The sequence below is a fragment of the Campylobacteraceae bacterium genome, from assembly GCA_013215945.1.
Taxonomy (GTDB): Bacteria; Campylobacterota; Campylobacteria; order Campylobacterales; family Arcobacteraceae; genus NORP36.
Genome location: JABSOM010000017.1, coordinates 1 through 24552 on the forward strand (window position 1 = coordinate 1; position 24552 = coordinate 24552).

General features: G+C 30.4%; 25 protein-coding genes. 3 read left to right on the forward strand and 22 right to left on the reverse strand.

Annotated features, from left to right (window positions below):
- From eno to HRT41_14650, 3 genes are all read left to right on the forward strand, one after another.
- Nucleotides 1-165, forward strand: a 165-nt coding sequence (gene eno, locus HRT41_14640; protein ID NQY25258.1) for a phosphopyruvate hydratase, incomplete at its 5' end; no start/stop codon positions are given.
- A 7-nt stretch (nt 166-172) separates the two neighbouring features.
- The gene (locus tag HRT41_14645) at nt 173-424 is read left to right on the forward strand and encodes a septum formation initiator (protein ID NQY25259.1); all 252 of its coding nucleotides are present in this window, start codon (nt 173-175) and stop codon (nt 422-424) included.
- Nucleotides 421-1185 (forward strand): AMIN domain-containing protein, encoded by a 765-nt coding sequence (locus HRT41_14650; protein ID NQY25260.1) that lies wholly within the window; start codon nt 421-423, stop codon nt 1183-1185. The genes HRT41_14645 and HRT41_14650 overlap by 4 nt, the downstream gene beginning before the upstream one ends.
- A gap of 57 nt (nt 1186-1242) precedes the next feature.
- On the opposite strand, the gene HRT41_14655 is transcribed toward HRT41_14650, so the two are convergent.
- The 22 genes from HRT41_14655 to HRT41_14760 form a co-directional block, all read right to left on the reverse strand.
- Entirely contained in the window at nt 1243-2400 is a 1158-nt protein-coding gene (locus tag HRT41_14655; GenBank protein NQY25261.1) for a cation:proton antiporter, read from the reverse strand.
- Nucleotide 2401: 1 nt separating this feature from the next.
- The gene (locus HRT41_14660; GenBank protein ID NQY25262.1) at nt 2402-3262 is read right to left on the reverse strand and encodes a biotin synthase; all 861 of its coding nucleotides are present in this window, start codon (nt 3260-3262) and stop codon (nt 2402-2404) included.
- The gene (locus HRT41_14665; GenBank protein ID NQY25263.1) at nt 3249-3764 is read right to left on the reverse strand and encodes a YfcE family phosphodiesterase; all 516 of its coding nucleotides are present in this window, start codon (nt 3762-3764) and stop codon (nt 3249-3251) included. Before HRT41_14665 ends, HRT41_14660 begins: the two co-directional genes overlap by 14 nt.
- Nucleotides 3765-3775: 11 nt before the next feature.
- The gene (gene topA / locus HRT41_14670; protein NQY25264.1) at nt 3776-6220 is read right to left on the reverse strand and encodes a type I DNA topoisomerase; all 2445 of its coding nucleotides are present in this window, start codon (nt 6218-6220) and stop codon (nt 3776-3778) included.
- A gap of 132 nt (nt 6221-6352) precedes the next feature.
- Complete coding sequence (locus HRT41_14675) at nt 6353-7144, reverse strand: UDP-N-acetylmuramate dehydrogenase (GenBank protein ID NQY25265.1); 792 nt, start codon at nt 7142-7144, stop codon at nt 6353-6355.
- Nucleotide 7145: 1 nt separating this feature from the next.
- Entirely contained in the window at nt 7146-8009 is an 864-nt protein-coding gene (locus HRT41_14680; protein ID NQY25266.1) for a succinate--CoA ligase, read from the reverse strand.
- Between the two features lie 323 nt (nt 8010-8332).
- On the reverse strand, nt 8333-8644 hold the full coding sequence (locus HRT41_14685; protein ID NQY25267.1) for a hypothetical protein: 312 nt from the start codon (nt 8642-8644) through the stop codon (nt 8333-8335).
- Nucleotides 8645-8975: 331 nt separating this feature from the next.
- Nucleotides 8976-10466, reverse strand: coding sequence for an NADH-quinone oxidoreductase subunit NuoN (gene nuoN / locus HRT41_14690; protein NQY25268.1), 1491 nt, complete (start codon nt 10464-10466; stop codon nt 8976-8978).
- Nucleotides 10466-11989 (reverse strand): NADH-quinone oxidoreductase subunit M, encoded by a 1524-nt coding sequence (locus HRT41_14695; protein ID NQY25269.1) that lies wholly within the window; start codon nt 11987-11989, stop codon nt 10466-10468. The genes nuoN and HRT41_14695 overlap by 1 nt, the downstream gene beginning before the upstream one ends.
- Nucleotides 11990-13861, reverse strand: coding sequence for an NADH-quinone oxidoreductase subunit L (nuoL, locus tag HRT41_14700; GenBank protein NQY25270.1), 1872 nt, complete (start codon nt 13859-13861; stop codon nt 11990-11992). It lies immediately after the preceding gene.
- A gap of 1 nt (nt 13862) precedes the next feature.
- Complete coding sequence (nuoK, locus tag HRT41_14705) at nt 13863-14162, reverse strand: NADH-quinone oxidoreductase subunit NuoK (GenBank protein NQY25271.1); 300 nt, start codon at nt 14160-14162, stop codon at nt 13863-13865.
- Nucleotides 14159-14722, reverse strand: coding sequence for an NADH-quinone oxidoreductase subunit J (locus HRT41_14710; protein ID NQY25272.1), 564 nt, complete (start codon nt 14720-14722; stop codon nt 14159-14161). The genes nuoK and HRT41_14710 overlap by 4 nt, the downstream gene beginning before the upstream one ends.
- A gap of 8 nt (nt 14723-14730) precedes the next feature.
- Nucleotides 14731-15354, reverse strand: a complete 624-nt coding sequence (gene nuoI, locus HRT41_14715; GenBank protein NQY25273.1) for an NADH-quinone oxidoreductase subunit NuoI — start codon at nt 15352-15354, stop codon at nt 14731-14733.
- Between the two features lies 1 nt (nt 15355).
- Nucleotides 15356-16351 (reverse strand): NADH-quinone oxidoreductase subunit NuoH, encoded by a 996-nt coding sequence (nuoH, locus tag HRT41_14720; protein ID NQY25274.1) that lies wholly within the window; start codon nt 16349-16351, stop codon nt 15356-15358.
- 1 nt (nt 16352) lies between these two features.
- Entirely contained in the window at nt 16353-18824 is a 2472-nt protein-coding gene (locus tag HRT41_14725; GenBank protein NQY25275.1) for an NADH-quinone oxidoreductase subunit G, read from the reverse strand.
- Nucleotides 18824-19084, reverse strand: coding sequence for a hypothetical protein (locus tag HRT41_14730; GenBank protein NQY25276.1), 261 nt, complete (start codon nt 19082-19084; stop codon nt 18824-18826). Before HRT41_14730 ends, HRT41_14725 begins: the two co-directional genes overlap by 1 nt.
- A 214-nt stretch (nt 19085-19298) precedes the next feature.
- A complete protein-coding gene (gene nuoD, locus HRT41_14735) occupies nt 19299-20525 on the reverse strand; it encodes an NADH dehydrogenase (quinone) subunit D (GenBank protein ID NQY25277.1) in 1227 nt (408 codons plus the stop codon).
- Nucleotides 20526-21332 carry an NADH-quinone oxidoreductase subunit C gene (locus tag HRT41_14740; GenBank protein NQY25278.1) on the reverse strand — a complete coding sequence of 269 codons (807 nt, stop codon included), beginning with the start codon at nt 21330-21332 and terminating at the stop codon, nt 20526-20528.
- Nucleotides 21332-21841, reverse strand: coding sequence for an NADH-quinone oxidoreductase subunit B (locus HRT41_14745; GenBank protein ID NQY25279.1), 510 nt, complete (start codon nt 21839-21841; stop codon nt 21332-21334). Before HRT41_14745 ends, HRT41_14740 begins: the two co-directional genes overlap by 1 nt.
- Nucleotides 21823-22212, reverse strand: coding sequence for an NAD(P)H-quinone oxidoreductase subunit 3 (locus HRT41_14750; protein NQY25280.1), 390 nt, complete (start codon nt 22210-22212; stop codon nt 21823-21825). Before HRT41_14750 ends, HRT41_14745 begins: the two co-directional genes overlap by 19 nt.
- A gap of 239 nt (nt 22213-22451) precedes the next feature.
- Nucleotides 22452-24191, reverse strand: a complete 1740-nt coding sequence (locus tag HRT41_14755; GenBank protein ID NQY25281.1) for an ATP-binding protein — start codon at nt 24189-24191, stop codon at nt 22452-22454.
- Nucleotides 24191-24544, reverse strand: a complete 354-nt coding sequence (locus tag HRT41_14760; GenBank protein ID NQY25282.1) for a hypothetical protein — start codon at nt 24542-24544, stop codon at nt 24191-24193. Before HRT41_14760 ends, HRT41_14755 begins: the two co-directional genes overlap by 1 nt.
- Nucleotides 24545-24552 lie beyond the last annotated feature (8 nt).

Here is a 24552-nt window from a genome sequence, read left to right on the forward strand (position 1 = left end):
GAAGATACTTTTATTGCTGATTTTGCAGTGGCTTTAAATTGTGGACAAATCAAAACAGGTTCAACGTCACGATCTGATAGGATTGCCAAATATAACAGACTACTAGAAATTGATGCGGAAATCGCATATGCACAATATTTAGGAAAAACTCCCTTTACTAAATAATTGAATCATGCAAAAAAAAGAAAATAAGAACAGTGAGGTAATTAAATTTACATTAATAGTAATAGCTTCTATTGCTATTACACTGTTTCTAAGCTATCATGTGGCAAACTTATTGTTTGGAATTAACTCTTATGATGTTTATTCTAATTTAAAAGAAAAAAGGACCTTTCTTAAAAAAGAGATAAGGCGCTTGCAGTTCGATAATGCAAGACTACAAAAAGAGTATTTTGAATTAAAAAACTTGGAGCCAGAAGAATGAAAAAACATTTTATATTTTTACTGTTATTAAGCTCAACATTGTTTGCGAGAGAAAATCCTTTTGCCCCAACAGATGCTTATTTAGAAGAAGTTGCTCGCTTAATGCAAGAAGGGGAGTGGAATCCACAAGCTTTTACCAAAAATGCTGAAGACTCTAATCAATATGAAAATATGGATTCTACCTTAGAAATTCCAGGAGAAAAAACTACTTACAGTATAACTATGGTTCCTAAAAAAATGAGTGAAGACAAAATGTCTAAAAAACCTATGAAAAAAATGTCTCACAGAAAAACGAATACTATGAATGATGAAAGTATTAATGCAATTTTACATAAAACACTAAAAATGCAAAAAGACATTGAAGAACTTCAAAAAGTAAAAATGCCCGAAAAAACAATGCAAGAAATTGTTTATGTTAAAAAACGTATGGATATTCCAGATGAAAAAACAATGTACAATCCCCTTGATTTTGTAAATATTCAATACGATAATACTTCAATTGATATTGACTCAGGAAAATACAAAGTATTTAAAAAATTTACTATTGAAAAAGAGAATAAAATTATTTTAGATTTTAGAGCTTCTAATCTTAAATTTTACACAAAAAGAAAAACTATAAACAATGCAAATTTTAAACAAATTGTTATTGGTAATCATAAAAAAGAGAATTATTTTAGAGTAGTTATTTCTTTAGAAAACAATCCCTCTATGTATGAAGTTAATTACAATGAAAATATTGTAAGTATTACAAAAAATCAATAAAATATATGCCTAGCATATATTTTATTACTAAGCAAAAAAATCACTCACTTCTTTCTCTTAAATAATTTTCTTCTTCAATATATTAGAATAAATACGAATTACAATCATAACAACTAACACTTCAAGAATAGATGCTAAAATAAAAGCAAAATACCAAAACTCTGTAATAGAGTGATTATGATAAGCAAGTGTAGCAACTGCAATAAGTAGTGTTAAAGGCATAGAATGAGATAAGGCTAATAAGATGAACTTATCAGATCCAAGCTCTTTAATGAAGAGCGTAGATGCTATTACGCGCATTAATATCATAGTAAATGTAATTAAGAAGGCTTTTTCAACCAAAGTATCATCAAAAAGAGCAGATAAATCAAAAGAAGAACCAACACTTACGAAAAATATAGGCACCAACCATCCAAAACCAAAATGTTCTAATTTTGTAGGTAAAGACTTATTGTGTTCTGCAAAAAATGTAGTAACAAAAGTACCTGCAATAAAAGCACCAAAAGCCACTTCTAATTGTAAATATATCATTACTGCTATCATTACAAAAAATATTGCCATAGAGACTCTAATATCTTGTTCTTCATGATCATTTTCAGGCATTAAATAGGCTTTTATTTGTGGGAACCACCAAATAAGATTATGAAAAACTTTATATACCAATAATAAAGCAATAAGGAAAACAATAAATAAAAACATAGTTTTTATAAATTCCCAACCAAAACCGAGTTCCAAACCAGCTGCCACAGTTGTTAATGCAAAAATAGATATCACTTCTCCAATAATCCCCACAAGAATAGAAAGTTTAATCCAGGGAGTATCTCCATATTCTTTTTTAAGTGCTGCTAAAACACCAATAGAAATAAGTGGCAAGATAACAATAAATATTTTACTTAAGTCTAAATATAAAGTAATCATAAAACTCATAGAAAACAGAAGAATATTATAAAGTATGGCTTTTTTTAGTATACGTTTAGGAACAGTAACCAGGGTTTTTAAATCAACTTCCAGCCCTGCTAAAAACATGAGATATAAAAATCCAAGTTCTGCTACTTGCTCAAATAAAGCATGTTCATGTATTAATGAAAATGCCGCGAATAAAGCACCTAAAATAATTTCAATAGGAATAGTAGGTATTTTTGTAATCCTTGATAATAAAGGAGAAGCAAAAATAATAAATGATATTGAAAATATTATTAGGATTTCATCGTTCATTTTATGCCTTGGCCATGCACTCGTTAATGATTTTAAATCCTAAATCTTCTATTGATTTTATATCTTCATAGGCAGATTTTCCTTTTGTCGTTAAATAGTTTCCAACAACAACAGCATTCACACCATGATCAAAAACTTTGTATTGTTCATCACCAAACATTAATTCTCGCCCTCCTGCTGCCATAATCTTCTCAGCATTAGGAACCATTTTTCTTGTTAACTCAATTAGTTTAAACGCTTCTTCCCTTGTAACAGAATTTTCCACTAAAGGCAGAGCTTTATTGGGGTGAAAAAAGTTAATAGGAACATTTCTTGGATTTAAAGAAGCAATGGATTCAAGCATAGAGATTCGTTGTTCTTGTGATTCACCTAAACCGAAAATTCCGCCACAAACTAAACGCAAACCTACTTTATTAACATTTTGACATGTTTCATATCTTTCATCCCAAGTATGGGTTGTAACAATTTCAGGATAAAAATCCCTTGATGTTTCTAAATTATGATTATAAGCATCCGCACCTGCTTCTTTTAACGCTTCTAACTGCTCTATATTAGCCGTTCCATTACAGGCAATTAAGATAAGTCCTAAATTTTCTTTTTTTACAGCTCTTAAAGCTTCACATACAAAAGCTAATCGTTTTTTGGTAAGCCCTTTTCCCGCGGTTACTAAACAAAACCCATTGGCCTGATTCGCTTTTGCTTGTTTTGCATCAGATACTATTTGTTCTATTTCTTTTCTTTTATATCTTTCTATATCCGCTTTATATCGTACACTTTGTGTACAAAATTTACAGTCTTCATTACAGGTACCACTTTCAATATTAGAAATAGCACATAAAAATATAGTTTTATTTTCGCTCATAGTTTTTTCTCTCTTTTCTATAAATTGTTTCGTTTATATTTTTAGAATAATAATCAACAATGTATTCTTTGTCGTTTACTTCTAATAAAACACATTCAATAAGTGGTTTTTCTCTTGCACATACTTCACCAGGGTTAAGAAATAAAGTATTGTTTATATATTCACTTTTAAAAATATGTGTATGTCCATAAATTACAATATCACAATCAGGTGACATATAATAAGGCATATGCATTAATTTAAAAGTAATATCACTTTTCTTAAAATAATAAGGTTCACTCTTAATATTATATTTATGCGCAATTCTTTGCAATGAAGAATCATTGTTTCCAAATACACTAACATAAGGCAAATTATTTTCTTCTAAAAGCGCTAAATTTTCTTCGCAACACAAATCTCCTGCATGTATTACAAAAGTAGCGTCTAAGTCTTTTAAAAAATCCAAAACCTCTTTCGTATAAGAGGTTTTGAAATGAGAATCAGATAAAACAGCAATTTTCATAATATTTACGTTTATTTGTCTGTAGCTTTTGTGCTTTTTTTAGCAGCAGCTTTTTTTGTACTTGTTTTTGCTGTTGTTTTTTTAGGAGCAGCTTTTTTAGCTGGAGCTTTTTTTACAGTTGTTTTCTTAGCTGCGGTTTTTTTAGCTGGAGCTTTTTTTGCTGCAGTTTTCTTAGCAGGCGCTTTTTTAGCCCCTTTACTTTTTGGATCATTTGCAATAATTTCTTCACACTCTTCCAAGCTTAAATCTTCCGCTACTTTACCTTTTGGAATTTTAAAGTTTTTTCTTCCTTGTTTAATATACGCGCCATAACGTCCTATTAACACATGAATTTTTTCTTTTTCAAATACTTTTATAGTAGCTTTTGCTTTTGCTTCATCTAATTCTTTAATTAACTCCAGCGCTCTTGGTAATTCAATTTTATAAGGATCATCTGTTTTTAAAGAATAATATCTTGTTTTTATTTGTAAATACGGACCAAATCGTCCAATATTGGCTTTTATTTCGTCCCCTACGCTATCAAGTCCAACAACACGAGGAAGTGTAAATAAAAACAAAGCTTCTTCTTTTGTAATCGTATCCATATTTAAATCTTTTGGAATAGCTACAAATCTTGGTTTTTCTTCATCGTCTTTTGTTCCAATTTGCATGAAAGGACCAAATCTTCCTACTCTAGCACTCATTGGTTTCCCAGATTCTGGATCTGTTCCCATTTCTCTTATTTGTAAATAATCACTTTTTTCTACGGTTTCTTCTTTTTCAATAATTGTTTTTTTGAAATCCCCATAAAAATTTCGAAGCACATCTTGCCAAGCAATTTTTCCTTCTGCAATATCATCAAATTGTTCTTCTACTTTTGCAGTAAAACCTAAATTAATAATATCAGAGAAATGATCACTTAAAAAAGAGTTTACAATTTCACCTGTTGGTGTAGGTATTAGTTTTTTATCTTCTGTTTTTACAACATATTCTCGTGTTTGAATAGTAGAAATGGTAGGAGCATAAGTAGATGGTCTTCCAATTCCTTCACTTTCTAGTTTTTTAACCAAAGAAGCTTCTGTATATCGAGCAGGAGGTTTAGTAAATAATTGTTCACAAATCAATTCTTCTAAAGGTAAAATAGTACCAACACTTACATTGGGTAAAATCTTTTCACTGGAATCTAATGCAGTATCTGGATTATCACTGCCTTCTGTATAGGTTTTCATAAATCCAGCAAAAATAATTCTTTGACCTTTTACTTGAAATTCATACTCTTTATTTGCCCCCGCTTCTATTTTATACGTAGTATTAGCAATTTTAGCTGCAGCCATTTGTGTTGCTAATGTTCTTTTCCAAATTAATGAATATAATTTGTATTGTGAATTATCTACAAACTCTCTAATTTGGGAAGGTTTTAAAGCCAAGTTTACAGGTCTAATAGCTTCATGGGCTTCTTGTGCCCCTTTTGCTTTTGACTTGTATTTTCTAGGCGTGTCAAGTGAATATTCTTTTCCGTATTCAGCATCAATTACTTTTTTAGCATCACTTGTAGCAAGTGTAGATAAGTTTAAAGAATCTGTTCTCATATACGTAATTAATCCGCCTGTATGATTTGGAATAGTTCCGACATTCCCTTCATAAAGTTGTTGAGCAATAATCATGGTTTGTTTTACCGAATATCCAAGTTTCCTACTGGCTTCTTGTTGTATCGTAGATGTGGTAAAAGGAGCGGCAGGGTTTCTTTTGCTTTCTTTTTCTTCAATATCTACTAATTCAAAGATTCCTTCTTTTACTGATTTTTCAATCACTAAAGCTTCTTCTTCATTTTTTATTTTTGATACTTTTCCATTGTCTTTTGCAAGCTCTGCTTTTAAACTTGGATTTAATAAGTCTGCTCTTACTTTCCAATATTCAATAGGATCAAAAGCTTTTATTTCATTTTCTCTATCAACTATTATTTTAACAGCAACACTTTGTACTCTTCCCGCACTCAAACCGTATCTAACTTTTTTCCAAATTAAAGGAGAAAGTTCATATCCAACAGCCCTGTCTAAAATTCTTCTGGCTTGTTGGGCATCTACTAAGTTTTGATCAACTTCTCTTGGGTTTTCCAAGGCTTCCATAATTGCTTTTTTTGTAATTTCGTGAAAAACAATTCGTTTTAAAGGGTTTTTTTCGATTTTTAAAGCAGGAATAAGGTGCCAAGCGATTGCTTCACCTTCCCTATCCTCATCGGCCGCTAGGTAAATAACAGTTTCTTTTGTTATTTGTTTTTTCAAATCAGCAATAACTTTTCTCTTATCTGTTGATATTAGGTACTGAGGTTTAAAATTATCTTCGGGGTCAAAGCCTAATTTAGACTTAGGTAAATCTCTTACATGTCCCATAGATGCCATAACCGTATAGTCAGAGCCTAAAAATTTTGATATTGTTCTTGCTTTTGCGGGTGATTCCACGATAACTAAGTTTTTCACGTATTACTTACCTCTAAAATATTTTTGAGTGAATTCTAACATATTAAATTTAAAAATACTTAATCTTGGCAAATTAATATGAAAATATTATATAAAAGAAGCTAATAATTGTACTTTTTACCGTTTTGTGAACTAATTGTAAGTAATGATTTCTTCTTCTAAAGTAATATTAAAGGCTTTTTTTACTTTTTCTTTCGCCAAATTAATTAAATATCTGGCTTCTTCGTATGTTCCTTTATTATTATTCACTAAAAAGTTGGCGTGTTTAATAGAAAAACTCATACCTCCATGCTCAAAACCTTTTAAACCTACAGCTTCAATTAATCGTCCAGCACTGTCGTTTTTAGGGTTTTTAAAACAAGAGCCCGCACTTGGTGTTTGGGGTTGATTGTCTCTCATATTTTTAAAAAGCTCTGCTTGTTCTTTTGAAAAACCAGCTTCAATATTAAAAACTACTTCATAGACAATTTCATTTATATTTGTATGTCTATAAGAGTAGAGAATGTCTTCTTTTTTAATATAACCACTTTGTGTTTTAATAGAATGAATATAATTAAATATCTCCCACTCTTTTAAACCTGCATTCATTTTTACCAAACCACCCATATTTCCAGGTAGTTTTCCTAAAAATTCCATATTTTTTATATTATTATTTTTAGCATAATGTAATAGTTTTGCTGATTTTGTCGCACAACCTACATATAATAGCTTGTCTTTTTCTTTGATATAAGCAAAGTTTTCGCCTAAAATTGCAAATTTTGGATGAGTGGATGAAATTAAAGCATTGTTTCCCAATCCAAATATCTTGTAATCATCATAAGTATTTATTTCATTTATTACAAGTACTTGGGCTTTGGGTCCAATTTTTATAGAAGTATAACGAGAGAAATCAATTTCTTTAAAATAATTTTTACTCTCATTCATCTTATTGTGCTCTTAATTCTTCATATTCACAAGGAATTAAAAACTCTTTACTTTTTAATAAGTTCTCATAAAAACCATGTTTAAACCCAAGTTCAAAGAGTTTATCCAAGGCTTTTAATTGTAAATCACTCATTTCTACGGAATCATCATTCGCATATAAATCAAGGTATTTATCAAGTGTTGGCGCATCTACTCTAATTAAACCTTCGTCCATTAACATTCGAGACAATAATGCTTTATTTTTATTTCCAACTATTACCGCTTTTATTAATGTATTTTCATAATTAATAGCATGAGCTAAAGGAAGGGATCTTCTTAAGCACATTCCACCTAAAGGAAGAGGTAAATCTTTTCCAGCAAGGTTTTGCCAAATATCCCACATCTCTTTTTCAACTTCTAATTTATCATCATAGGTTAAAATTGATTCATGAATTAAAACACCTGCATCTACATCTCCATTTAGAACAGCTTCTTCAATTTCTAAAAAATTCATATACACAGGTTTAGCATTGGGATAAGCTATTTTAAATAAAAGGGCATTGGTCGTATATTCTCCACTTAATGCCACTTTAAAATTTCTTTTAAGTTTTTTGCCTTTTAATTTAATAAGTTTAGGACCATAACCATCTCCAAAAGAAACAGCTGTTTTAAGAAGTGCATAATCCTCTTTTACAAAAGGGTACAAAGCAAAAGAAATAGCACAAATATCGTACTCTCCTTTTAGTGTTGCTTGGTTAAGAGTTTCAATATCTGCTGCAATATTTGTAAATTTGGCATCTTTTGGACTTACCCAACCAAATTTAATTGCATAATACATAAAAATATCATCTGCATCGGGGGAGTGTGCTACGCTTATGGTTCTCAATGTGTTTCCTTATAGCTATTGGTATTGTTATTCTTTTGTGATTGTAACAAGTTATCAATTTACTTTTGATGAGTTATAAAATATTCATTCGCATTAATTTTTTTATTAAAATTAGATTGAAGAGTTATAAAAGCATGAAAAAAAATATAAAGAGAAAATCTTTGAGAATTTGTTTTAATTTTTAGTGGAAGGATAGTTTTTTAACTTGGAGTAAAATTGAAGTAATTATTACCTCAATTTTACATATTATTTACTTAATAAAGTATAAATAATTATTAAGTCAATGAAGATTTTAAAAACTTAAATCATTTTTATATCCTCTTTTAATTTATTCTTATTGCAAAAAGTTTTCCATATTGATTATTCGCTAGTACACTAATCTTATCTCCTGTTTTTATTTTTTCAGGGTTTGAAATAAAGGTGTGTTTATCAACCCAAAGATCTTTTCCATCAATACTCCAAGTACCATATAAACCTTTCATGGGTTTTTTATTTATTGTTCCAGTAATATTAAAACTGAGACCTTTTGAAATAACGCTTTCCTGATTTTGAGAATATTTAATTTCTCCGGCCATTAATGAGAGAGGCAATAACATTGCACTTATTCCTAATAAAGTTTTTGTAATCTTTTTCATGTGTATCCTTTTTTTATATATTGATTATATAGAATTTATGTGTAATTAAAGTGAAGACTTATGTGTAATTAATGTGTAGACTTACATGTAGTTAGTGTGTAGACTTATAATTTATATATAAGTGAGATAACATTAGAAGTGCAAAAATTATAGTACGTTTGATAAAATATTAAGAACAGAAATTATACATATTCAAAATCTCTTAAAGAATAGGTCACTAAAGATTCTTGGGCATAAACTCTAAATGAGATAATTTTCAATAATTCTTTAGTGGAAACTCTAAGTATCGTTTTTAGACTATAAGTGCACTTCTAACTTAAAAGGGCACTATTTAGAAACCTGAACTTTGAACATAATATAAAATAATATTTAATAAAGGTTCTATTAAAAAAATACTTAACAAAGTAAAAATAGCACAAGTAGTTAAGACAAAACGCAAAGCTTTTGAAGAGTTATTTAAAACTTTCTTTTTTTCATCCTTAGGCTCTAATAAAAACATTACTACTATGGGTCGTAAATAATAATAAACGGCAATAGCAGAGTTTAAAACCATAATTACAGCTAAATATATCATGCCAGAATTAATAGCACTTCCAATTAAATACATCTTTCCCCAAAAGATTGCCAAAGGGGGAAGACCTGCTAAAGAAAGCATAAATAAAGCCATCAAAATTGCAGTATATTTTGAACTTCTAACTAATCCAGCATATCGCTCATAAGAATAATCGGATTCATAATTTTCATAATCTTTATTTCTCATAACCCAAAGCAAAGCAAAAACTCCCAAATTAACTACAAAAAATAAAATCCAATACAAAAACATTGCTTGTGTTGCTTGTGTCGTTCCAATTAAAATAGCACTCATAACAAAACCAGCAGAAGAAATAGAAGAATACGCCAACATTCGTGCTAAGTCTTTTTGCAATAAAGCAAGAATATTTGGAATAGTCATGGTTAAAACAACAATCACGTATAAAATAGCTTCTACATAAGGATCACGTGCAGCTACAAAAATCTCAAAGAATCGTAAAGCTACAACAAAACCTGCTACTTTTGGAACAATGGAAATAAAACCAGCGAGAGCTGCTGAACTTCCTTGATACACATCTGCAACCCAAGCATGAAAAGGAACAAGTGAGAGTTTAAAACCTAAAGCCCCCACCATAAAAATAACCCCAACAATTACAAAAGCATAATTTTCAAAACCGGACTCAACCAAAACATCAGAAATAATACTAAGCTCAACACTTCCTGTAAGAGCATAAAAAATCATAGAAGCAAAAGCAAAAAAAGCAGTAGCTAAAGCGCCCATCGTGAAATACTTGATGGCCGCTTCTATAGCATTGTGTCTGTTATGCATTGCTATCATGGTATATAAAGCCATAGAGGAGGTCTCAAGTCCCACAAAAATTAAAATCAAAGAATCAGTGCTTACCATAAACATAAACCCAGCTACGGCAAATAAATACAGGGCAAAATACTCTGGATATTGTGTTTCATGAAAGTGCATTTTATTTAAATATAAAAGGACAAAAAACACAGAGGATATTAATATAATGATTTGAGCTAAAACAGCTATTCCATCAATCAACATTAAATCAAACATTCCACGCACAGGTCCTGAGAACCCAATAATAGAGCCCAAAGCCATAAGTAAAAACAAAACACTTAAAATTATATATAAAGATTTATCTGTTTTTTTTGTAAATAAATCTATACATAAAATACTTAAAGCTCCTACAATAACAATAATCATAGGTAATAAACTGGCAAAGTTTAATTCTGCAAAATCAATTACAACAGAAGGAATATTCGGATTCATTATTTACCTCCTATCACATTAATTATTCTTAATGTATCTTTACTGCTTTGTTTTACCGCTTTAATTTCCATAATATTAACAAGCTCATTAACACTTGTATTCACAGGTGTTAAAATAATTTTAGGAAAAATACCTAAGAGAACAACTAAGAAACATAAAGGAAGTAAAGCCAAAACTTCGTTTTTATTAATATCAATTAATTTTTCATTCTTTTTATTATCAAGTTTTCCAAAGAATACACTTTTATACATAACCAACATATAAACAGCGCCTAAAATAATAGTAAGACCTGCTAAAGAAGCTATTATAGGTGAGACCTTAAAAAACCCTAAAAGAGATAAAAACTCTCCTACAAAACCAATTGTAAGAGGCAATCCCACACTTGCCATTAACATTAAAGCAAAAATAACTGCAAACTTAGGCATGACAGATGCTAAGCCTCCAAATTCACTTATCATTTTAGTATGACGCCTATCGTATAACATTCCTACTAACATAAACAGTGCCCCTGAAACCAAACCATGAGAAATCATTAAAAATATTGATCCCCCTATTCCTTCAACATTTAAAGCAAAAGTTCCTAAAATAATAACACCCATATGTGAAACTGAAGAATAAGCAATAACTTGTTTCATATCTTCTTGAGCGTAGGCCAACATAGCAGTATAAATAATAGCAATAAGAGCTAAAATAGCCATAGGTATCATAAAATAAACACTGGCATCAGGAAACAAAGGAAGAGAGAAACGAATAAAACCGTAAGTTCCCATTTTTAATAACACTGCAGCTAGAAGTACAGACCCAATGGTTGGTGCTTGTCCATGAGCATAAGGCAACCATGTATGGAAAGGAAACATAGGTACTTTTACTGCAAAACCTGCAAAAAAGGCTACAAATAACCATAACTGCATATCAAAAGGCAATAAAAGCAAATTCCAATCAAGTAAAGAAAAACTCCAAATACCTGTGGTTGCATAATAAATATATCCCAAATACAACATTGCAACAAGCATAATCATAGAACCTAAGAAGGTATATAAGAAAAATTTAATGCAGGCATAAATTCGTTGTTTCCCACCCCAAACACCAATTATAAATAACATAGGAACAAGTGATAATTCCCAAAAAAGATAAAAGACAATTGCATCAAGCGCTAAAAACACTCCAACCATTGTCATTTCTAAAAATAAAACAGTAAGAATTAATTGTTTTAAGTCTTTTTTCTCATTTAAAGCAAGTAAAGAAATAAAACTCATAAAAGTAGTCATAATCACTAAAAATAAAGAAATACCATCAATTCCTACAAGATAAGAAATACCATAAGAAGGAATAAGCGCATATTCTTCTATGAACTGCATTTGTGCTTCATGGACATCAAAAAGTGAATATAAAATCAAGGATAAAACTAATTCTAAACCAGTAACTATAAGACCATAGATAAAAATAGAATCTTTTTTAACCAAAATTCCAATAAGAGCAGCAAGGGCTGGGAAAAATATTAGTATTGATAAAATGTAATCCATTTATATCACCTTCTTAAAAAAAATAACAGCAGCAAAAATAAATAACACAAGTATTCCTATAGTCATAACTTTTAAAGAAGAAGATAAAGAAGCTTTTTGTACAATTCTGGCTTCTTTTCCACTTGAATAAATAAAATGGGCAATACCATCAACAAAAGCATCAATTATTTTTAAATCCACTTGTTTATACGCTATTTTAGATAAATACAAATACGATTTACAAATAATATTCTCATAAAACCAAGGCACATAATATTGATTTTTTAATATTTTATACATAAAATTATTTTCCCAAGAAGATGAAAAACCATCTTGTTTAATGTATTTAAACCAAGCAAAGAATATTCCCATAAGAGCCACAAAAGAAGTAATTAAAATTAAAATAAGTGCCGTAGAGTGTTCCATGTTTAAAGCAGCCCAAGATGGCAATTGATTCGTAACAAAAGTCTCAAAACTATGTTCAAACCAACCTGATATAACAGCTAAAATAACTAAAGGAAGCATGGAAGCCAAAACATAGTTATGTGTTTCATGAGGCTTTAACGTATCTACATCATAAGAAACTTTTCCAAAAAAGACTTTAAAAATCAATCTAAAAGAATAAAAAGCAGTCATAAATGCACCACTCCATAATACAAACCAAATAAATGTGGCATCTGCATTAAAAGCTGCTTCTAAAATTTTATCTTTTGAGAAAAAACCGGCTAAAGGATAAATTCCTGCAAGTGCAATTGAAGCAATAATCATGATTATTGCGGTACTTTTCATTTGTTTATACAAACCACCCATTTTTCTAATATCTAATTCATTGTGCATAGCATGCATAACATTTCCCGCACCTAAAAACAGAACTGATTTGAAAAAAGCATGAGTAACAAGATGAAATAAAGCTACCCAATAAGCGCCTAATCCAGCAGCTACAAACATATATCCCAATTGTGAAAGCGTTGAATACGCAATGATTTTTTTCATATCATTATGTACTAAAGCCATTGAGGCTGCAAAAATAGCAACAAAAGCTCCCAAACAAGCAATTGCATAACCTATATGAGGTATTAATACATAAATCTCATTACAACGTACTAATAAATAAACTCCAGCTGTTACCATAGTAGCAGCATGAATAAGGGCAGATACAGGAGTTGGTCCTTCCATTGCATCAGCCAACCAAGTATGAAAAGGAAATTGTGCTGATTTACCCATAGCTCCTATAAATAAAAATATTCCTATTAAACTTATAGTTTCTATATCTAAAGTAGAAATATTAGCAAAAACAATATCATAATTTAAAGAACCTAAATTCCAAAAAATCAAAAAGATTGCTATTAACATTCCCAAATCAGCCACTCTGTTCATTATAAATGCTTCATTTGCTGCCCAAGAAGCAGAGTCTTTGTGATACCAAAAACCAATAAGTAACCAAGAACATAAACCAACACCTTCCCAGCCTATAAATAAACCCAAAAAATTATCAGACATCACTAAAACAAGCATAGAAAATACAAAAGCACTTAAATAAGAAAAGTACCTGTTAAAACCCTTATCATCTTCCATATAACCAATAGAATGAATATGTACCATGGTTGATACCAACGTAACTACACACATCATTACAACAGAAATATAATCTACTACAAAAGAAAAAGAAACATTTATATTCCCAATATTAATCCATTGCATTAATTCTACTTGGATTACTTCATTTGTTGTAAAAATAAAATACAATAAATAAAAAGAAGAAAGTGTAGAAATTCCCAAAAGACAAGAAGTAAAAATCCCTGTAAATAAAACTTTCTTTTTCATTGCAAACAAGGCTGCGACTAAAGAACCTACAAGAGGTGAAAACAGTGCAAGATAAACAAAAATTTCCATCTTAACCTTTCATCTTAGTAAGTGAGTCTAAATCAATAGAATTTTTCTTTTTAAACCAAAGGATTAACAAACCCAAACCAATAGCAACTTCAGATGCAGCAATTGCAACGATAAAAAAAGAAAACATTTGACCGGTTAAATCTCCATAATGTCGCGATACTGCAACAAAACCAATATTGCATGCATTTAGCATAATTTCAGTAGAAAAAAAGAGCATTAAAAGATTTTTTCTTCTAAGTACTCCAAATAAGCCAATACAAAAAAGCAAAGCTGATAAAATCAAATAAGCATTCAAGGTCATTTTTCATCCTTTTTTTCTAAGCTTGTAATTTCATCTTCACTTAAAGACGAATAAGAAATATCCATTTTTTTACCAGCTAAAATAATTCCACCAATCATTGCTACTAACAACATAACAGCAGCTACTTCAAAAGCCACCAAATACTTAGTAAACAATACGATTCCTACATCTTGAGTATTCCCCCATGAAGGATGAACAGGCGCATGGGCTACTATTCCCACATCAATTAAAGGAAAAGAAAAAATAAGTACAATACATAAAGCAATAAGTCCAGATAAGGCAAACACTAAACGAGGATTGGATATTTTTTCATCAATGCCAGACAAAGAATCAAAAAACATCATTCCAAAAGCATATAAAGCCATAACAGCTCCTGTATAAACAACAATTTGAACCACCCCTAAAAAATCAGCATCTAAAATAAAGAAAAAAGCAGAAATAAATATCATTCCAGCTGCTAATGAAGACAAAGCGTATAAAACATTATTAGTAGTTACCGTAATAGAAAACATCCCTACGCATAAAAAAGAAAATAAATAAAAAGCAATAATTTCGTACATAATTTATCCTAGTAAAACAAAGGAGTTTTTTTAACTCTTTTGTCTGCATCTGGTGAAACAGCACCAAAACCATCGTATTCTTTTTGGAAAATAAGTTTATCCAAGGGTGTTGCCATATCTTCTTTTAGAACAAAATGGGCACGCTGTTCACTGGCATTTTCATACCTCTCCCCATGAACAATAGCTAACTCAGGACAAACCTCAGCACAATACCCACAAAAAATACAACGTCCAAAATTAATAGAAAATTCTAATACTTCTTTTCTTGAGTTTTCATCAATTTTTGTATCCAATCTAATACAATCAGCAATACAAATCTTTTCACATAAACCACAACCAATACATCTGTTTTCCCCTGATTCTAACAGTGCTAATAATTTGTGCACTGCTCTGTATCGTGGACCTATTGGAAGTTTTTCAGCAGGATATTGCACGGTATGCATTTGTTTGTTAAATAAGGCTTCTTTCATCATAATAAACGTGATTTTCAAACCACCTAAAAGCTCTCCTTTAAGTGAGCGTTTAAACACTTGTTTAAATTCAGCCCAAGGAGTTTCCGGATATTCATCTTGTTTAACATTTACATAAGAGCCCTGCCCTACATTTCTGTTTTTAAAATCTTCCACATTCATTTTATAATCCTATCATCACAATCACACCCGTTAAGAGTATATTTAATACAGCTAAAGGCATTAGTACTTTCCAACACAACCACATCAATTGATCTGGTCTAATATGAGGCCATGAAGCTCTTGTCCATAAAAATAAAAAGATTAAGAACATTACTTTTAAAATAATAGCAAGTCCTCCTGGAATAAATCCCCAATCATTGAAACCGCCTAAAAATACCAAAGAGACTAAAAAACAAATAGTAAATAAATTGGCATATTCTCCAATAAAAAACATTCCCCATCTCATACCTGAATACTCAGTCGCATAGCCAGCAACTAATTCTGCTTCATGTTCAAGTAAATCAAAAGGTGTTCTATTGGTTTCAGCAAAACCAGCAATCAAAAAAAGTAAAAATGCCAAAGGCTGAGTAAATATCATCCACGATAACATTCCCCCACTTTGATAATTATTCAAATCAATTAAAGATAAAGAACCAACTAACATAATAGGAGCTAATAAAGCAAGTCCAGAAACCACTTCATAAGAAAGTAACTGAATAGCTGTTCTAGCACCTCCTAATAACCCCCATTTATTTGCAGAACTCATTCCTGCTAATAAAGGTCCATATAAACCAACAGAAGCAACGCCTAGTACAAATAACACACCTATATTAATATCTGCAATAATAGGTCGTACTGTATATCCAAAAAGCTCAAATTCTGGAAAAAAAGGAATGGCACTCATAGCTATAAAAGCTGTTGCTGCTGTAATAATAGGAGCTATCATAAATACAGGTTTGGAAGCATTTGCAGGAATTACATCTTCTTTTGTAAAAAGTTTAATTCCATCTGCTAATACTTGCAATAAACCATAAGGTCCTACATTCATAGGTCCTAAACGTCTTTGCATGAAAGCCAAAACTTTTCTCTCAATATAAGTAGTAAAACCAGCCAAAGCAGAGAAAACTGTTAAAACGATAAGTACTTTAACAATGGTTTCAATAATTATTGTTTCCATCTTAAGCCTTTTTGATTAATGCAATATTATATCTGCTATTTGTAAACAATGCTTTAGTTCTTAGGTTTTTATCAAAGGTAGAAACATAAACAATATCACCTTCTATTTGATTATCTAAATAAACATTTGTTTCTAAAGACAATCCATTTGCATTAATAAAAATTCTGTCTTCATCTTGCATTTCTAAGCTTTTTAAATATACTTCAGAAACAAAAACACCCGATTTATTTGATGTTTCATGTGCTTTTGCTGTAAATTCATTAAATTGATTCATAGGATTGGCTCTGTAAATTACTACTTCTTCACTTTTTGGCTCTAGTTCCAGGGCAGATGAAATTTCAATTTCTTCACTAATATCAATATCATAAGAATTAAGAACATAACCTCTGTTTTCAAGTCTGTCATTCGTAAATTCATTTTTCAAATCATCAAAATCTATACTTAAAAAACCTTTATTAATAGGCAGTTTTTTTGTATATTCAATAGTATGTTCAATATCTTCTTCTAATAAAACATTTGCTAAATCATTTAAGTTATACCCTGTAAAATCTAAAGCAGCATTGGTGGGTACTATTCGTTTATTAATATTCGTAAAGGTTCCTTCTTGTTGATTTAAAGCAGGCATATCTAAATCTCCATCCCCTAAAGAAGAAAGTTCAAAGTCTGATTTCTCATTATAAGAAACACTTTTCCCTTCAACTTCTTCTTTATCTAAATCACAAAGTAAAGATACCCCCAGCGTATTCGTAGAACTTGGAATAATAAGAACTTTAAATTCGGTACATCGTTGAATCAAACCTAAGAGTTTTGCTAAAGTAGAAGCTTGGGGATGAAATATTAAATCTTCTCCCACAATCAATGAAAACTTATCTTTTTTAGCAAGCATTGTCTGTACTAAAGAACTTAAATCTTGTGAAGCATTAATCTCATCTAAGATTTTTGAATGTTCATATTCTTCTTCTTTGGATACTTTTTTAGACACAACTTTTTTAATCTCTTTTTCTTCACCTGTTTCTTCATCTACTTTAATAGTAATAACTGTTTCTTTTACTGTCTCTTCTACTGTTCTGCTTCTTGTTTCTTTAAAAGAATTTATATGATCAAGAATAGCAGAAGGTAGATCTTTTCCAAAAGTATCTAAAATATAATATAAAACCATCTCTTCTTTTAAAGCAGGTGGATAAATAAATTGTGTAGTTTTGCCTTTTTTACCAATACGTTCCATAATAGGATCTTGTATGGGATGAAAGTATAAAGCCGCACCCTTATTCATAATAACAGAGTTGTTTAAAGCATATCTGGCATGTGGTAAATCACTTTTCAAAAAAGACCCTACAGAGATAACAAAATTTGATTTATGTACATCATCTAGTGTTGCATTGTATAAACTCGTACCAGAAGTGCAAGAAAAATGTTTCAAAAATTCTTGATACGCATAAGCATCTTTATTAATTAATCTAAATCCCAATTTTTCTTTTAATTTTTGTAAAATAAAGGCTTCTTCATTGGTAATAAAAGAATTAAATCTAAGATTTTTTGCTTCTTTAAAAGCTTCTATTGCATTTTCAAAAGCTATTTTAATTTTACCTACACTCTTATTCTCAAAATCATAAGCAAAACGAGCAGCGCCGTTTAACGTTGAATAGTGATGGTCATTGGTTACTCGGTATATTTTTTGAACTCTGTGTGTATCAATAGATTCAAACTTGGTTTCATAATACATTAATGAACAATCACTTGAATGAGGATTTGATGCAGGAATTCGTGTTAACTCCCAAGAGTTTGATTTGTATTGAAAATCATTAGATACTAAAGCTCCAACAGGGCAAACAGAAATACACTCACCACAATCTGTACAGGCATTTTCATCAAAACCAATTAAAGATTTATTTAATTTATTCCACATAGAATAGGCATCTTTAGGCATAGTTTCTTTAAAAGATTTAAAAATAGGCTCAGATCCTCTTTTAACCGTTGATAATGCACTTGAACCAATCATGTCCTTACAAACCGTTACACATTTTTCGCATACAATACAAAGACCTGGGTCATAATTCATAACTCCCCAATGAGACGTTGGTCGAGCTACATCAGGAATTGCATAATGCTGTTTATCAACTTTCATATACAAAGAATAGTTTTGAAGTTCACACTCTCCACTTTGATCACATACTCCACATTGCAAAGGATGATTTACATCATAAACTTCCATGATAGATCTACGTTCTGTTTCAATTTTTTCTGTGCTTGTACTTACTGTCATACCTTCTTTTACTTTGGCATTACAGGAATATACTTGTTTTCCATCAACTTCAACTAAACACAATCTACATGCAAGCGTAGGTGAACATCTGCTTAAATAACATAAAGCTGGTACAAAAATATCATTGGCCCTTGATACATTAAGTAAAGTTTCGCCTTCTTTTGCTTGTACCGCTTTTCCATCAATAACTAAGTTTATTTTTTCACTCATTATTGATCCTCTTCTTGTACTTTAGGTTCTGGTGCTAATTTTTTAACAACCAACGTCCAATCAACTTCATTAAATTTAATAGAATTCATTAGGGTATAACCTGCAGTATAAATAACATCTGCTGATTTTTGAATGGCTGTAAAATCACCAATTTCAAACATAAAGATAGCTACTTCATTTGCAGAGATTTCATTTTTCATCAAGAATAACATTCTGTCATAAAAATCTTCTTTTAAAGGACGTAAATCAAAACGTTTCATGAAAAATCCTTATTGTTTTCAAGCAAATTTTCATATGTAAGATTATTCTTCAAGCTTTCGTGCTTTAAAAAATATTGTGACTTATTTTTCATGCTTTCGTGCTTTAAAAAATATTGGGACTTATTTTTCAAGCTTTCGTGCATTAAAAAATATTGGGACTTATTTTTCAAGCTTTCGTGCATTAAAAAATAAAACTGTTTATTTTTTAAAGCACTCATCTATCAATCTCCCCAAATACAATATTTAAACTTCCAATAATTGTAACAACATCAGCTAATTGATGGCCGGGTAAAATATCTTCCAGAATACCTGTATGCCAATAAGAAGGCGCACGTAATTTCATTTTATAAGCATAAGGACTTCCATCACTTACAATCATATATCCAAGCTCACCTTTTGGAGATTCTGTTGCTACATAAACTTCACCCTTAGGTGGTCTCATACCTTGTGTTACTAAAACAAAATGTTGCATCAAAGAATAATTTTGTGTCATTATTTCTTCTTTTGGAGCTGAGATATACTCAGGGGAATGAACCATTAATTGAGTATCACTTTCTTCATACATAGGTATTAATTGTTTTAGAATTTTTGCACTTTCTTTCATTTCTTGCATATACAATTGATATCTGGCATAAGAATCACCACTTTTTCCAACGGGTACATCAAAATCAAGTTCAGGGTATAAACCATAAGGCATTTCTCGTCTTAAATCCCATTTAATCCCAGAAGCTCTTAAAGTAACTCCCGTACATGCCCATTGTTTTGCAAGTTCTTGATTAATAACACCAACATTCTCAAGCCTCATTTTCCAAATTCTATTTTCTGTTAATAAACCTTCATATTTTACAATCTCTGTTTCTAAAATGCCTATGAATTTTTCTAAATCCTTGCACCAGTTTTTTGGTAAATCTAAAGGAACACCACCAATTCTAATAGCAGAATGCGTAAGTCTGGCACCACAATAATCTTCAATTAAATCCATGGCAAATTCACGTTCTCTAAAAGCATATAAAAACACAGACATAGCTCCTACATCTAAAGCATGAGTTGCTAACCAAAATAAATGAGACATAATTCTATTAAGCTCTAAAAGCATGGTTCTGATTACTTCTGCCCGTCTTGGAGCTTCTATTCCCAATAGTTTTTCAACTGCCAGCGCATAACCATAGTTATTTGAACTAGCAGCTATATAATCCATTCTATCAGTAGTAGGTAAGAATTCATTGTAAATCATATTCTCGCCCATTTTTTCCATACCACGGTGTAAATAACCAATTCCTGGAGTTGCTTTGGTAATTTCTTCGCCTTGCATTTCTAGAATCAAACGCATTTGACCATGAGCCGAAGGATGTTGGGGTCCGAAGTTAATAATCATAGTATTATCTTCTTTTTCAAAGTTTATATTTTCAAAAAAAGGTTTTAACCTATTGACTGTTTGCATTTATCTTCTGCCTTTTATTGTAATTGAATCTTTGGGATCAAGTTTTTTAATAAACAAGGGTTTATCATCTTCTTGGTAAGAAGTACTTACTTGTTTAAGTGTTTTGTCAGTAACTTCTACTCCAAATTCAACTTCATGTCCAAGTCTTGAAAAGCGCGAAGTATCGTATCTGTCAATAGCAGCAGAATCTCTGATTTCAGGACCTATTGTATCTCTTGCTTCTTTTCCAAAAATTTTATCAACTTCATACCATGAAGCTGCTTCATCCCCTTGAAGTGGATAAGTTTTTAATAAAGGATAATCGTACCAATCATCTGGCATTAAAATTCGTTTCATGAAAGGATGATTTATGATTTTAATACCATACATATCAAACATTTCTCTCTCACTCCAATTGGCCATCTTAAAAACATTAATAACTGATTCAAGTTCTTCTTTTTGTTTGATAAAACATTTAACTCTTAGTCTTTTTCTCTCACTCATGCTTAACATTTCGTAAAAGATTTCAAAACCTTGTTTTGTTTTAATATAATCAATAGCAGAAAGTTCCATTAGCATATCGTAAGAACATTCATCTCTTAAATATTTTAATACTTCAACATTAGCAGAGGCATTAATATAAACTACTAAATGCTCAACTTCAATATAAGCATCTAAGACAGTGAAGTTTTCTTCTAATTTTTGCAAAGTATCAAAAAATACTTCATCATCTTGTACTTTTTGTCGTGGAATACTTGGTGTAATATAAAATCTGTCATTAAAGTATGATTTTTTTTGAACATCCTCTTTGTTTTTATATTTTCTCACTAAACCAACCTTTTACGCTTGTGCGACCTAAAAATACTTTCTCTTCGTATTTTTTTTTGTAACATCATAAGAGCATATTGCAAAGTTTCTGGTCGTGGGGCACAACCAGGTAAATAAATGTCAACAGGAACAATTCTATCAGCGCCTTGAACAGTGGCATAAGTATTAAACATACCACCCGTATTAGCACAGCTTCCCATAGAAATAACCCATTTAGGATCAGGCATTTGATCATAGAGACGTCTCATGAATTCTGCATGTTTTTTAGTAAGCGTACCTGCTATTATAATAACGTCTGCTTGCCTTGGACTGGCTCTAAAAATAGTTCCAAACCTATCAAAATCGTATCGCGAAGCGCCTGAAGCCATCATCTCAATCGCGCAACAGGCCAAACCATAAGTAAGCGGCCATAAAGAGTTTGAACGCCCCCAGTTTACAAATTTATCAATACTAGTAAGTGCAATAGGTGCACCACCATCTTGAAAATAATTTACTTTATGCTGTGCCATTCTAAGGCTCCTTTTTTCCATGCATATATGAATCCAATTGTTAATAATAAAATGAATAAAATCATTTCAATAAAACCAAACCAGCCTAAAACTTTGAAGTTTACAGCCCAAGGAAACATAAATATAATCTCAATATCAAAAAGAATAAATAACAGAGCCATTAAATAAAATTGTACAGAGATACTGTTTTTTTGTTTCGTAACTTCAGGACCACATTCATAAATACTGTATTTTAATTTTTCAGTATCTTGTCGTGCTAACTTACGGCTAATTAATCGTGCTAAAAAAATGGTGGTAGTAAAAGCCCCAAAGGTTATTACAAACATCATGAAAACGCCAAAATAGGGATGTGCGAACTCCATATGAGTCATCAAAAGTCCTTGTTGTTTATACATATGTTTAAAAAACAAACACTTAGTGTGTTTGTTTTAAATACTTTTAATATTCTATTCGTAAACTTAGTTTGCAAAAAAGCAAAAGCTTAAGAAAAAAATATTATCTTCTTATTTAAGAGATAGTATACAACAATTTATCTTTTGACAAAAATACTCAAGAATTAAATAAGACATGTTTTGTCCTATTTAGCCTTAAATAAGAAAAATAGTTACACTTATGAAACAAAACCTACTTTGTTTTCACTATCAAACTGTCCTTTTTTCTCTTTTGAGATTTGTTCTTTAAAAATTTCAACTGTAAAAATAGCTTCTTGCATAACAGCTACTTTATAAGCAGTATTTTTAATAATTAACTCAATTTGTCCACCCGTTAATTCAATTTTTGCAAGCTCATTTATATTAAAATCTTTCTCTAAAGGAAGAGTAGAAGGTAGTAATTTTTTCCATAAAGCAAGTCTTTGTTCTAAATTTGGTTTTACAAATTCAATTTTGTAATTAAATCTTCTTGAAAATGCTTTGTCTAAGTTTTCAAGTAAGTTTGTGGTTGCTATTAATATTCCATCAAAACGCTCAATCTGTTCCAAAAATATATTTTGCATTTGATTGTGCATTTTATCACTAGAACTTCCTTGTCCACTTGAACGTGAAGACAAAAACTGATCGGCTTCATTTAATAATAAAATAGGCTCAGATTTTGTTTTTATTTTTAATTCTTTATATTTATCAAAAATTTCTCTTACATTTTTTTCACTCTCACCCACATACATAGACAAGATTTTAGAACAGTCAAAAGAAAGTACCTGACGTTTTAAAGATTTTCCAAGTGCTAAAGCAGTTATTGTTTTACCAGTACCAGCTGCGCCATAAAAAATTATTTTGGCTTCAATGCCTTTCTTTTTATCTTTAATTCCCCACTCTTTAAGTCTTGTAACTACTTCTTTATCTACTTGTTTTAATAAAGCATCCAATGTTTCTTTGGTTTTGGGATTTAAAACAACATCTTCAAGACTTTTATTGGTAGTAATTAATTCAAACATTTCTTGCTCTGCAATTAATGAGTCCAGTTTAATTTTAGCCGCTCTTGTTTTCTTTTTTGCGGGATGAGAAATTTTATATAAAACCTCATCAGGAATAAAAAAGTTTCTAGAAATTCCACCAAAAGGTGTTAACATTTCATCATAATCTACTAAATTATTAGAAACCAATTTTGAACTCTCTTCTAAAAGCGATCGATGTTTTATTTTTTCATAATCGTCATGGGATACCAATTCAATTAAAGAGTTCATATCTCGCAAAGACTCATCTCCTCCAGCATATTCTTCTTTTAATAAAGATAAAAAAATCATACGTTCGTTTACATCCAAAGTATTGTCTTCAAAAAACTTTTCAATCATAATATCAGTTGAAGTAGCTTTAATTCTCTCAGATATACGGTTCTCCAAAAGCGCAAGTTTTGATTTTAATCTGTTAATATTAGGAGAGTTTTCATCAAAACTGTGTTTAACAACATTTAGTTTCTGAGCCAAATCTATTTTAAAGAATTGATCTTGTAAATATTCTAAATGGTCCGTGTATTCTTTAATTTCAGGCAGAGCAATATCAAGCGTACCATCTTCTACTAGTTTTAAAAAAGAAGAACTTAAAGTCACAGAAGAATTTAATAACTCTAATTTTGATATTTCACTTAGTTTTACATTGGTATACACACTGCTTTGAACCATCCACCCAAGCTCCAATAGTTTTTTAACATGTACAATTTTTTCAATATGTTCGTATTTTTCTAAGTCATAAAATTGTGAAAGAATATCAAGAACCATAATAGAATCACGGCCTTGAACATATTCTTTACTTATATATTGCAAAATTTTTGCTTCTTGCAAAGTGCATTTTAACTGAGAGTATAATTGTGTTTTTCTAAGATTTGTACTGTTTATAAAGATTAAAAAATCTTTCATTATATTTTATCCTCTAAACTTTTTTTAAATGTTTTTATTTCTTCATTTTTTTCAAAAAATAAAATAAAAAGTTTATTTTGTGTTTGTATTTCTATGGAATTATTTTTTTCTTGTATTTTTTCTATTTTAGAAAAAACAATCTTTTCATTGCTTGAAAAATCAAGTGAGAATTGATTGTTTATTAGTAAAATTTTTGAATCACAAATACTTTTATATCTGCTTCTATAATAAAACACTTCTTGGCACTTAGCTTTTTTTAAATAAGCTCTAACTTCTTCATCATTAGAAGAGTCAACCATCACCAACCAGCCAATTACTATAAAAAAAGGAGCAAAAAATACAAGTAAAATCACGTTTTTCC

What these genes read in the sequence shown, in the direction of transcription:
- HRT41_14685 (NQY25267.1), bottom strand. Translation starts at nt 8,644, where the DNA reads ATGAAAAAGATTACAAAAACTTTATTAGGAATAAGTGCAATGTTATTG.
- HRT41_14645 (NQY25259.1), top strand. Translation starts at nt 173, where the DNA reads ATGCAAAAAAAAGAAAATAAGAACAGTGAGGTAATTAAATTTACATTA.
- HRT41_14750 (NQY25280.1), bottom strand. Translation starts at nt 22,212, where the DNA reads ATGACTCATATGGAGTTCGCACATCCCTATTTTGGCGTTTTCATGATG.
- HRT41_14675 (NQY25265.1), bottom strand. Translation starts at nt 7,144, where the DNA reads ATGAATGAGAGTAAAAATTATTTTAAAGAAATTGATTTCTCTCGTTAT.
- HRT41_14695 (NQY25269.1), bottom strand. Translation starts at nt 11,989, where the DNA reads ATGGATTACATTTTATCAATACTAATATTTTTCCCAGCCCTTGCTGCT.
- HRT41_14725 (NQY25275.1), bottom strand. Translation starts at nt 18,824, where the DNA reads ATGAGTGAAAAAATAAACTTAGTTATTGATGGAAAAGCGGTACAAGCA.
- nuoH (NQY25274.1), bottom strand. Translation starts at nt 16,351, where the DNA reads ATGGAAACAATAATTATTGAAACCATTGTTAAAGTACTTATCGTTTTA.
- nuoL (NQY25270.1), bottom strand. Translation starts at nt 13,861, where the DNA reads ATGGAAATTTTTGTTTATCTTGCACTGTTTTCACCTCTTGTAGGTTCT.
- nuoD (NQY25277.1), bottom strand. Translation starts at nt 20,525, where the DNA reads ATGCAAACAGTCAATAGGTTAAAACCTTTTTTTGAAAATATAAACTTT.
- HRT41_14660 (NQY25262.1), bottom strand. Translation starts at nt 3,262, where the DNA reads ATGAGCGAAAATAAAACTATATTTTTATGTGCTATTTCTAATATTGAA.
- nuoN (NQY25268.1), bottom strand. Translation starts at nt 10,466, where the DNA reads ATGAATCCGAATATTCCTTCTGTTGTAATTGATTTTGCAGAATTAAAC.
- HRT41_14745 (NQY25279.1), bottom strand. Translation starts at nt 21,841, where the DNA reads ATGGCACAGCATAAAGTAAATTATTTTCAAGATGGTGGTGCACCTATT.
- HRT41_14650 (NQY25260.1), top strand. Translation starts at nt 421, where the DNA reads ATGAAAAAACATTTTATATTTTTACTGTTATTAAGCTCAACATTGTTT.
- HRT41_14710 (NQY25272.1), bottom strand. Translation starts at nt 14,722, where the DNA reads ATGTACGAAATTATTGCTTTTTATTTATTTTCTTTTTTATGCGTAGGG.
- nuoK (NQY25271.1), bottom strand. Translation starts at nt 14,162, where the DNA reads ATGACCTTGAATGCTTATTTGATTTTATCAGCTTTGCTTTTTTGTATT.
- nuoI (NQY25273.1), bottom strand. Translation starts at nt 15,354, where the DNA reads ATGAATGTGGAAGATTTTAAAAACAGAAATGTAGGGCAGGGCTCTTAT.
- HRT41_14755 (NQY25281.1), bottom strand. Translation starts at nt 24,191, where the DNA reads ATGAAAGATTTTTTAATCTTTATAAACAGTACAAATCTTAGAAAAACA.
- HRT41_14665 (NQY25263.1), bottom strand. Translation starts at nt 3,764, where the DNA reads ATGAAAATTGCTGTTTTATCTGATTCTCATTTCAAAACCTCTTATACG.
- HRT41_14655 (NQY25261.1), bottom strand. Translation starts at nt 2,400, where the DNA reads ATGAACGATGAAATCCTAATAATATTTTCAATATCATTTATTATTTTT.
- HRT41_14730 (NQY25276.1), bottom strand. Translation starts at nt 19,084, where the DNA reads ATGAAACGTTTTGATTTACGTCCTTTAAAAGAAGATTTTTATGACAGA.